Annotated in this window: 9 protein-coding genes and 1 pseudogene; 1 reads left to right on the top strand and 9 read right to left on the bottom strand. The window is 73.5% G+C overall.

Features of this window, described 5'->3' with window-relative positions; all coding sequences use genetic code 11:
- The 7 genes and pseudogenes from IE312_RS40480 to IE312_RS17070 all read right to left on the bottom strand — a co-directional run.
- Positions 1–527: pseudogene (locus tag IE312_RS40480) on the bottom strand (cryptochrome/photolyase family protein); the annotation flags it as partial.
- Positions 524–670, bottom strand: coding sequence for a hypothetical protein (locus IE312_RS17095; protein ID WP_189982653.1), 147 nt, complete (start codon positions 668–670; stop codon positions 524–526). The pseudogene IE312_RS40480 and the gene IE312_RS17095, both read right to left, overlap by 4 nt.
- Positions 671–806: 136 nt before the next feature.
- A complete protein-coding gene (locus IE312_RS17090) occupies positions 807–1,724 on the bottom strand; it encodes an SDR family oxidoreductase (RefSeq protein ID WP_189982650.1) in 918 nt (305 codons plus the stop codon).
- A gap of 75 nt (positions 1,725–1,799) precedes the next feature.
- The gene (locus IE312_RS17085; protein ID WP_189982649.1) at positions 1,800–3,017 is read right to left on the bottom strand and encodes a PP2C family protein-serine/threonine phosphatase; all 1,218 of its coding nucleotides are present in this window, start codon (positions 3,015–3,017) and stop codon (positions 1,800–1,802) included.
- 119 nt (positions 3,018–3,136) lie between these two features.
- Positions 3,137–4,405 (bottom strand): cytochrome P450, encoded by a 1,269-nt coding sequence (locus IE312_RS17080; protein ID WP_189982647.1) that lies wholly within the window; start codon positions 4,403–4,405, stop codon positions 3,137–3,139.
- 61 nt (positions 4,406–4,466) lie between these two features.
- Positions 4,467–5,870, bottom strand: coding sequence for an NAD(P)/FAD-dependent oxidoreductase (locus tag IE312_RS17075; protein WP_189982645.1), 1,404 nt, complete (start codon positions 5,868–5,870; stop codon positions 4,467–4,469).
- On the bottom strand, positions 5,867–6,085 hold the full coding sequence (locus IE312_RS17070) for a ferredoxin (protein ID WP_189982642.1): 219 nt from the start codon (positions 6,083–6,085) through the stop codon (positions 5,867–5,869). The genes IE312_RS17075 and IE312_RS17070 overlap by 4 nt, the downstream gene beginning before the upstream one ends.
- Before the next feature lie 384 nt (positions 6,086–6,469).
- On the opposite strand from IE312_RS17070, the gene IE312_RS17065 reads away from it, so the two are divergent.
- The gene (locus IE312_RS17065) at positions 6,470–7,690 is read left to right on the top strand and encodes a metallophosphoesterase (RefSeq protein WP_189982641.1); all 1,221 of its coding nucleotides are present in this window, start codon (positions 6,470–6,472) and stop codon (positions 7,688–7,690) included.
- Between the two features lie 85 nt (positions 7,691–7,775).
- Here IE312_RS17065 and IE312_RS17060 read toward each other — a convergent pair whose 3' ends face one another.
- Entirely contained in the window at positions 7,776–8,318 is a 543-nt protein-coding gene (locus tag IE312_RS17060) for a protease inhibitor I42 family protein (RefSeq protein ID WP_229899934.1), read from the bottom strand.
- Positions 8,319–8,411: 93 nt separating this feature from the next.
- On the bottom strand, positions 8,412–9,446 hold a 1,035-nt coding region (locus tag IE312_RS40475), incomplete at its 5' end, for a PP2C family protein-serine/threonine phosphatase (protein ID WP_229899932.1).

The raw sequence follows: 9,446 nt of genomic DNA, 5'->3' as shown, positions 1-9,446 counted from the left end.
CCCCGGGGCGGGGGCTCGCGGTTGTCGTGGTCGTGGTTCCAGCGTCCGCCGGCCGGGGTGTCGCCGTCCATGAGAAGGTCCAGTTCGCGGCGCACCCAGCGGTAGAAGTCCTCCTGGCGCAGCCGTCCGGTCTCGTGCGCGCCGGCCCAGGCGCGGAAGGCGTCGTGCGGGACCAGGAACCCGCGGGCGGGCAGGACGCGTACCTGGTCCAGGGCGCGCACCAGGCGCAGGGCGGCCCTGGAGGTGGGGTGGTGCACGGTCACGGGTGCGTCACCGATCGCCTCGCTCAGGCCCTCGCGGTACGTCTCGGCGTGGACGTAACGGACGCGGTCGCCGAGTTCGCCGGCCCGGTGGCGCATCGCGGAGAGCACCAGGTGGGCCTTGGCCCGGTGGAAGCGGCGCCGGCGGAACACCGAGCGGGCCTCGATCATCACGACCGGCGCGTCGCGGGCGGGTGCTCCGTCGCCGCCGGGGGTGAGGAAGTGCGGGCCCAGCTGGTCGCCGAACAGCCAGTGCACGTCGGTCACCGGCGTACGCGAGGGCCGTAGGGGTCGTACCGCTCGGCCGGGGTGACGGGGTCGGAGACCCGGTTCGGCCGGGTGCCGGTGCCGGTGTCCGCCGTCCACGCCGTCCACTGGCGGTCGAGCTGGTTGCAGGCGAGGTCGTGCATGTGTCCAGCTCCCCTCGTCCCGTCCGGTACCCCTCTGGACCTCTATGGTGCCGCCCGCCCGTCGGACGCGCCGGGTACGCGGGGCGTACGGGTGACCTACGGCCGACGGGGCCCCGGCGTGGGCTCGGGTCAAGGATCAGGTCCCGGGGTTGACCGACGTCCAGTCGGCACGGCCGCCCGCGCCGAGCACCTCCACGTCGGTGCCGAGTTCGTCGGTCGATCCCTCCCGCAGTTCGCGTCGGGCGATGCGGCCGACCACGAACGGGAAGAGGGGCCGCAGCGGCTGGCACCAGCGGAGCCACGGGGGCGCATAGATGTTCCGGGCACGGTACGTGATGCCCGTGGCGAGCCAGTCGGCCACCTGCGCCGGACTGTGGACCTGCCGCGCGAACGACGGCTGGTGTCGGCGGAGGGCTCTCAGCACCGGGTGCTCGTCCAGTGCGGCGATCATGTCAGTGCCGGTCCAGTGCAGGTAGGCGATGCCGACCGCGATTCCCTCGGGGGCGACCTCACCGCGCAGCGCCAGGGCGAAGGACTCCGCGCCGGCCTTGGACGCACAGTACGCGCTCATCATGGGTGCGGAGCCGAACGCGGCGGTCGAGGCGATCTGGAGGAAGTAACCTCCGGTCCGCTTGAGTTGGGGCAGGAAGGCCCTGGCGGTGTTCGCCGCCCCGATCAGGTTGACGTCGACGACGCGTCGCCACAGCTCGGCCCCGGTGCGGGTGAAGGGCCCGCCGACGGCGATGCCGGCGTTGGCCACCACGACGCTTGCCGCTCCGAGACGCTCCTCGATCTGCCGCACAGCCCGGTCGAGGGCCGCCTGATCGGCCACGTCCGCCTCGACGCAGACGGTCGTGGTGGGCAGTGACGCCGCCACCTGGGCCAGCGCCGACTCCTCACGGCCGACCAGGGCGATCCGCATGCCGTCCGCGGCCAGGCGACGCACCAGGGCCTCGCCGACACCGCGCGCCGCACCCGTCACCACGGCGACCCGGCCCCGCAACGGGCTGTCGCGCCTGGCGGCGGGCGGACGGCTGCCGAGGACGGTACGCATGAGAACCTCATCTCTCCCGCCGCCGTGGCCGGATCTGCCTCTCCGCGTACCCGGATCCCGCGGCCGGTCACTCTCTCACTGGTGCTGCGGGCGCCATTCGAAGAGCAGGATCGTCGCGTCGTCGCGCAGCTCGTTGCGCTGGTATTCGAGGACGGCGTGGATGAGCAGCCGCAGTACCTCGGCCGGGCGCTGGCCGGCGGCGTTCGAGCGGATGATGAAGTCGGTGAACCGGTCGAGGCCGAACTCCGCGCCGTCGGCGTCCCGGGCCTCGACCACACCGTCGGTGTACAGCAGGACGCAGTCGCCCGGTTCCAGCTTCGTCCCGTGGACCCGCCGGGCTTCCGGGGCGAGCGGTCCGGCGAGACCGATCGGCGGCTGCGGGGGGCTGTCCAGTGCCCCGGCGAGCACCCGCTCGTCACGGATCAGCAGCGGCGGGGGGTGACCGCAGTTCACCCAGCGCAGTACCCCGGTCTCCGCGTCGAGCCGGCACAGCACACCGGTGCAGAAGTGGTCGGGCAGCCACTGGGCGAGCGCCTGGTCGACGGAGCCGACGACGTCGGCCAGGTCGCCGCCGCCGCGGCGGGCGTTCCGCGCCGCCGCCATGGCCACCGACGTGGTCAGTCCGGCGATCAGATCGTGCCCCATGCCGTCGAGGATCATGGTGTGCAGGAGGTTCTTCACCACCGAGTGGTCGAAGGCGTCGCCCGCGATGTCGTACGCCGGTTCCAGGACCGCGGTGGAGACGCACCTGGTGCTGCCGATGGTGCGCGGCGGCAGGAAGGCACGCAGCATCTCGGCGGGCAACCGCATGGGTGCGCTGCGGGTACGGGCGGCCAGCCAGTCGCTGTAGGCGCGCTTGGAGGTGAGCAGCATGGCGAACAGGTGGGCCAGCATCCGGCTGCGGCGCATCAGCTGTCCGTCGAGCGAGGCGGTGCGCACGCCCAGCACGCCCAGCCGTTCCGCGCCGTCGACCAGCGGCATCCAGACGATCAGGTCGTCCGCGGCGTCGACCACCCGCGGGGAGACCGTCCGGTACGCCCAGCCCGCCGACGAGCCCTCCACCGGCAGCGCTTCCAGGGCTTCATCGAGGGGGACGAGGATCCGTTGCTGCAGGTCGGCGAGGTAGACCAGCGCGGCACCCATACCGAGGGCCGACGCGCACCGGTCGGCCAGGGCGGGCAGGTCCACCGGCAGCGCCGTCTGCGCCTCGGCGATCAGCTGTTCCAGCAGGTTCTCGTCGACGCCGGGGGCGGGGCCGGCGGTCGCGTGCGCCGGGTCCGGCACGGGGATCACCCCTTCCCAGCCAGTCTCACATCGGGGGGCGCCGGGCTCCGAGCGCTCCGCCCCCGTCCGGCGCCCTCCCGGACGGCCCGCATCTGCGCCCGCCCGTACGATCCCTCGCGCGCACCGGGTCAGTCGCGGATGCCGTCGATGTCGACCAGGACGTGCCGCGGTCCGCGGAAGATCTGGTTGTGCCGGTACGGCGGCGGGTCCTCGACGAGCCGGGGGTTCTCCACCCGGCGGACGAACTCGGCGACCGCCACCTGGACCTCGAGGCGCGCGAGCGGGGCGCCGAAGCAGAAGTGGATGCCCTGGCTGAAGCCGAGGTGCTGGTTGTCGGGGCGTTCGAAGTCGAGTGTGTCGGGGTCGGTGAACCGTTGCGGGTCGCGGTTCGCCGAGCCGTACACCAGGAAGATCGGCGCCCCCTTCGGGATGGTGGTGCCCGCGATGTCGATGTCCTCCAGGGCGGAGCGGGTGTGCCAGAACTGCACCGACGACTCGAAGCGCAGCAGTTCCTCCACGGCGGGCACGATCAGCTCGGGGCGGCGGCGCAGCTCCTCCAGCGCGTCGGGGTGCCGCAGCAGGGTGAGCACGCTGTGGGCGATCAGGTTGACCGTGGTCTCATGCCCGGCGAAGATCAGGAGCAGGGCGTTGCTCACGAGCACGCCCTTGGACATCCGTCCCTCCGTGCCGTCCTCGTTGACCAGGGCGGAGAGCATGCCCGGGCCGGGCCGGCCGGCGTACCGGTCGAGCAGGTCGGCCGCGAACCGTCCGAAGTCCTGCACGGCCTGCCTGCCTCCGGCCAGCCGGCTCTGGATCTCCTCGGAGGCGGCCTCGGGGCCGAAGTCCAGGGCGTCCAGGGCCGTTTCGATCCAGTGGTGGAAGCGTGGCTCGTCCTCCAGCGGCACGCCGAGGACCTTGCAGATCACCGTCACCGGCAGGGGGTAGGCGAAGTCGTCGACGGCGTCGATCCGGGTCTTGCCGCGCATGTCGTCCAGCAGGCCGTCCACGAGGCGGCGGATGTCGGGTTCCAGGTCGGAGATCAGGTGCGGGGCATCGGCCGGGCCGGCGAAGTGCGGCATCATCGCGCGGCGGTCCCGGTCGTGCTCGGGGGGATCACAGGTGATGATGTTCGGCTCGGTCAGCGCCTCCCGGATCGGTTCGGCCGCCGGCTGCTCCGGGTTCTCGGTACGGGTCGCGGCCAGGGCGGCACACTTCCTCGGGTCCGAACTGACGCGGGGGTCGTGCAGCAGCGTGACGATCTCCCGGTAGGTGCTGACGACGTAGGTTCCGTCGGGCTGGCGCGCCACCGGTGTCTTGCGCAGTTCCTCGTAGAAGGGGTACGGGTTGGCGCGGTTGGCGGAGCGCAGGGCCTGCTGCCAGGGGGTTTCCTCGGCCACGAGGCTCCCCTCCTTCTTCCTGTCGGGGCTGTCCGCTCACTCGCCCGGCCGGCGGACCGGGTCAGTGGCGCCGGGGCCGGAATGCGGCCGTGCGCTCGCTCGGGGCGTGGCCGGTCAGGACGACGTCGGGGACGGCCGTCGGAACCCTGGGGTCCGGGAACTCGGCCGGCACGGGCTTCGTGTCGGGCGGGTGGTCCCAGCCCGGAGGCGGCGGCGGGAACGGACCGGACCGCTCGATGAGCCTGCCGTAGTACTCCAGCCACTTGCCGTGGTCGAAGGCGACGGCGGCGACGATGCGGCCCCGGCGACCGTAGGCGGCGGCGAAGTGGCGTTCCTCGACGGACCCTTGGGTGAAGACGATCTCGTCGCCGAAGGGCGGCACGCCGACGGACTTGATGTTCACGCCGAACTGACCGGACCAGAAGCCGGGCAGCAGCAGGTGCGGCCGATAGTGGGGTTCGAGGTTCACCATGTTGTGGGCCGCGGCCTGGGCGCCGAGAACGGCGTTGTCCCAGTGCTCCATCGCGAGGAACTGGTACTCGTACAGCACGTGCGGAGCGCGCGCCACGTCCCCGGCCACAAAGACGCTGTCGGTGACCACGCCGTTGATGTCGAAGGCCCGTCCCCCGGCGTCGCACCCGACACCCCAGAAACCGGCCGCCAGCCCGGAGCCCTCCAGCCACTCCACGTTGCGGATCGACCCCAGCGAGGCCACCACCACATCGGCGTCGACAGCGGATCCGTCCGACAGGTGCGCACGCCGCACGTGTCCGCCGGAGTCGCCCTCCAGCGACGACACGCCCAGCCCGCAGCGCAGGTCCACTCCGTGGTCGCGCTGCAGCTGCGCGGCGATCTCCCCGATCACCCCGCCGAGCGCGCCGACCAGCGGCGCCGAACCCCGCTCGACGACGGTCACCGGGAGGTCGAGCTCCCGGCAGACCGAGGCCACTTCCGAGCCGATGAACCCGGCGCCGATGACCACGACCCGCGACGGCGGCTCGGCCAGCTCCTTCTGCAGCTGCGCGGCATCGTCGCGCGAACGGATCGTGTGGACCCCTTGCAGGGCGGCCTCGTCCGGGTTGGGCCACTGCCGCGCGCGGGTGCCCGTGGCGATCAGCAACCGGTCGTACGGGACCTGCTCGCCGTTCGCCAGGCGCACCTGCTTGGTGGCCCGGTCCAGCCCGACGGCGGCCACGCCGAGCCGCCAGTCCGCGTCCACGTCCCGCATACGGGGCAGCTTCGTGTGATCGGCCGGCACCCAGCCCTTGAGCACCTGCTTGGACAGCGGCGGACGGTCGTACGGCTCGTACGGCTCGTCCCCGATGATGGTCAGGGAGCCGGTGAAGCCCTCCTCGCGCAAGGTCTCCGCGGCCCGCAGCCCGGCCAGAGAGGCGCCCACGATGACGATGCGGCCGCTGGCCCGGAACTCGCGCACCAGCTCCGCGACCGTCGCCCGCAACGTCATGACGCCTCGCCCCGCTCCGTGCCGTCCACACGGTCGAGCGCGATCGCCTGCACCGGGCACGCCGCGGCGGCCCGCTCGACCTGCAGGCGCCGCTCGTCGTCAGGGTTCGGCTCGTAGGTGAGGGCCTCCTGACCGTTCAGCCTGAAGACCTCGTGCGCCAGATACACGCATTGCGCGTAGCCCTGACACCGGTTCAGGTCCACGACGATCCGCATGGGAAGACTCCTTCCGCTCCGCCTCCCGCCCCACGGCGGCCAGGGACACGGTCCGGGAGCGGTGAGGCGGTTCTCGCATGTCGCCCGACGCCCGGCCGGGGGCGTCCCGGCGTCGGGCCGCGCGTCTCGTCCGATGGCGCCGGCACCGAGGCCGGGACCGGCCGTCGCGCCCTAGGAAAATGCTCCCGCCGCCTTCCCACGATCGCAAACCCGACGTGAACGCCGGTGAGTGCAGGGCCAGTTGTGGGTCGGCCCCGGCCGGCCGACGTACGGCAGGCCCGGCGGGCTCCCCGCCGAGGGGCCGCTGCTTCGAACGCCGGTCCGGCCGGTGCGGGGGTGACCGGATACAGTGCGCGGGACGGCAGCCCGGTCAGGGAGGGAAGCGTGACCGACACCAGCAGCACCCGGCCCGCGGACGGTGAGGCGCGCGCGCCGCGGCCCAGCGGACTGTACCGCCTGATGCGCTTCCTCCCCCTGGTCGCCCCCGTCCTGCTGTGGGCCGTGCCCTGCTGGGTGCTCCTCCACACCGGTCAGCACTGGCCGCTGCCCGTCACGCTCGGCGGCACCGCCCTGTCCGTCCTCGGCCTCGCCGGCATGCCGCTGGCGATGGTGCGCGGCCACGGCCGGCGCCAGCAGGACCGGGCGGCGATCGTCGGTGACACCCTGCTGGGGGCCAGCTGGGTCCTGTTCACCTGGTCCGTGCTGCTCGGCGTCCTGCTGCGGCTCGCCCTGACCGTGGCCGGCGTCGGCGGGGGCGAGGACCGGGCCCGCATCGTCACCTGGGCCGTCCTCGGCACGACCGCGGTGCTGCTCGGCTGGGGGTACGTCGAAGCCCGCCGGGTGCCGCGCGTGCGCCGGCTCGACGTGCGACTCCCGCGGCTGGGTCCCGGGTTGGACGGGCTGCGGGTGGTCCTCATCACCGACACCCATTACGGCCCCCTCGATCGCGCCCGCTGGTCGGCACGGGTGTGCGAGACGGTGAACACCCTGGAGGCCGACCTGGTCTGCCACACCGGCGACATCGCGGACGGCACGGCCGAACGCCGCCGCGCCCAAGCTGCCCCGCTCGGTACCGTGCGGGCCACCCGGGCCCGCGTGTACGTCACCGGCAACCACGAGTACTACAGCGAGGCCCAGGGCTGGGTCGATCTGATGGACGAGCTGGGCTGGGAGCCGCTGCGCAACCGCCACCTGCTCCTCGAACGCGGCGGCGACACCCTCGTCGTCGCCGGCGTGGACGACGTCACCGCCGAGTCCTCCGGCCTGGCGGGCCACCGCGCCCACCTCGCCGGAGCCCTGGACGGTGCCGACCCCGAGCTGCCCGTCCTGCTCCTGGCGCACCAGCCGAAGTTCGTCGGCCGGGCGGCAGCCGCCGGGATCGACCTCCAGCTCTCCGGCCACACCCACGGTGGCCAGATCTGGCCCTTCCACCACCTCGTCCGGCTCGACCAGCCCGCTGTCGCCGGCCTCAGCCACCACGGCGCGCGCACCGTCCTGTACACCAGCCGCGGCACCGGCTTCTGGGGCCCGCCGTTCCGCGTCTTCGCCCCCAGCGAGATCACCCTGCTCGTCCTGCGCTCCCCGCACCCGCCCATCGCGCCGTAGCACGGGGCGGGCACCGCGTCCGCCGAGCAGACCGTGGCGGGGCGGGCCGGGACATGGCCGGGCCCCGGGTGTCGCACCTCGTCGCTCAGCCGACGGTGACGGTGTAGGTGATCCGCTCGGGAGCCGGGGAGGCCGTGGTCCGGGAGGGGGAGGGGGAAAGGGACGGCCCGGTGGGCCCGGGGGGCACGGTGGAGGTGTTGCCCTGGCAGGTGGTGAACGTGCAGTGCAGCAGCGTGAACCGGGTGGTGCCCTTGCCCACGGCCTCGAAGGTGAAGGTGAGCCGGCCGCCGGCACCGTCCACCGGCTCGTCGCCGGAGTCGGACGCGTAGTCCCGGCCGCGGCTGACCAGCACGGAGCTGTCGGGCCGGGGGCCGACCAGGTACCAGTACTCGCGGGTGGAGGCGTTCTGGTGGACGGTGAGCGTGAACCGCTCCCCCGGCCGGGCCGTGATGCCGGTGTCGTCCACCCGGTGGCTCGTCGGGCGGTGTGCGGTGCTCGTGGGGCCGTCGGCCGGTTCGCCGGTGCCCGGGCCGCAGCCCGTGGCCGGAGCGAGCAGCGCGGCCGCGGCGAGCGCGGGCAGCCCTGCGACGCGGCGCCGCCGGCAGCGCCGTACGCGGTCCGCCCCCACCGTGCCTCCCCGTACGCATGCGATCGCGACGTGGCAGGCTAGCACGCACGCCCCGTATGAAGATCACACCGGTACCGCCGCCGCAGCCGTCGGTCAGCCGGGCCGGTGCTGCAGCAGGAGCAGGGCGACGTCGTCCGCGCGCTGCCCGGTCGTCCCCGCTTCGTTCACGAGGTCGTCGATGAGAAGGTCCAGGTTCCGGGCGTCGGCGCGTGCGAGGTGCCGGGCGAGGTCGGTGATGCAGTCGTCCAGGTCGGCTCCGGGACGCTCGATGAGGCCGTCGGTGTAGAAGGCGAGGATCATCCCGGGGACGAGCGCGATCTCGGTCACCGGGAACACGGCGTCGGGGACGATGCCGAGGAGCGGCCCGGGCGGGACGACGACGGGCCGGGTGTCGCCGCCGGGCAGGCGCAGCAGTGGCGGCGGGTGGCCCGCGCTGGCCAGGGTCATGGTCCGGCGGGTGAAGTCCAGGCGCGCGTAGAGGCAGCTGGTGAACAGGTCGGGGCCGAAGTCGGCGAGGAGCCGGTTCGTTTCGGCGAGGACCCGGTCCGGAGGCGCTTCGAGTGTCGTGCGCGCGCGGACCGCGGTGCGGACCTGGCCCATGAGAGCGGCGGCGGCCACGTTGTGGCCCTGTACGTCGCCGATGACGGCCGCGGCGGCGGTGTCGCCGAGGCGGATGAGGTCGTAGAAGTCGCCGCCGATGTCCATGCCGCGGGTGGCCGGCATGTACCGGGCGGCGACCGCCAGGCCGGCGACCTCGGGCAGGGTGCGCGGGAGCAGCGCCTGCTGCAGACCGCGGGCGAGTTCGTGCTTGGTGTCGTACAGCCGGGCGCGGTCGAGGGCCTGGGCGATCAGGCCGGCGAGCGAGGTCATGACGGCCCGTTCCTCGGCCGGGAACCGGTGGGGGTGGTCGTACGACAGGATGCAGCAGCCGACCGGCCGGCCGGAGACGATCAGCGGCAGGAAGGCCCAGGCGTGGGCGCCGCTGATCCGCGGGGCCTCGGGGTAGAGGCGCCGCATCTCGTCCCGGTCGGCGAAGAACGCCGGGATGCCGGTGCTCAGCGCTTGCCCCGCCGGGGTGAGCTCGGTGTCGAGGGGCAGGCCGTCGAGGCGCTGGATGGTCCGGGCGGA

The sequence above is a fragment of the Streptomyces capoamus genome, assembly GCF_014654935.1.
GTDB classification, from domain to species: domain Bacteria; phylum Actinomycetota; class Actinomycetes; order Streptomycetales; family Streptomycetaceae; genus Streptomyces; species Streptomyces capoamus.
The sequence above is the reverse complement of the archived record's forward strand: the minus strand, read 5'-3'. Positions and strand labels throughout refer to the sequence as shown.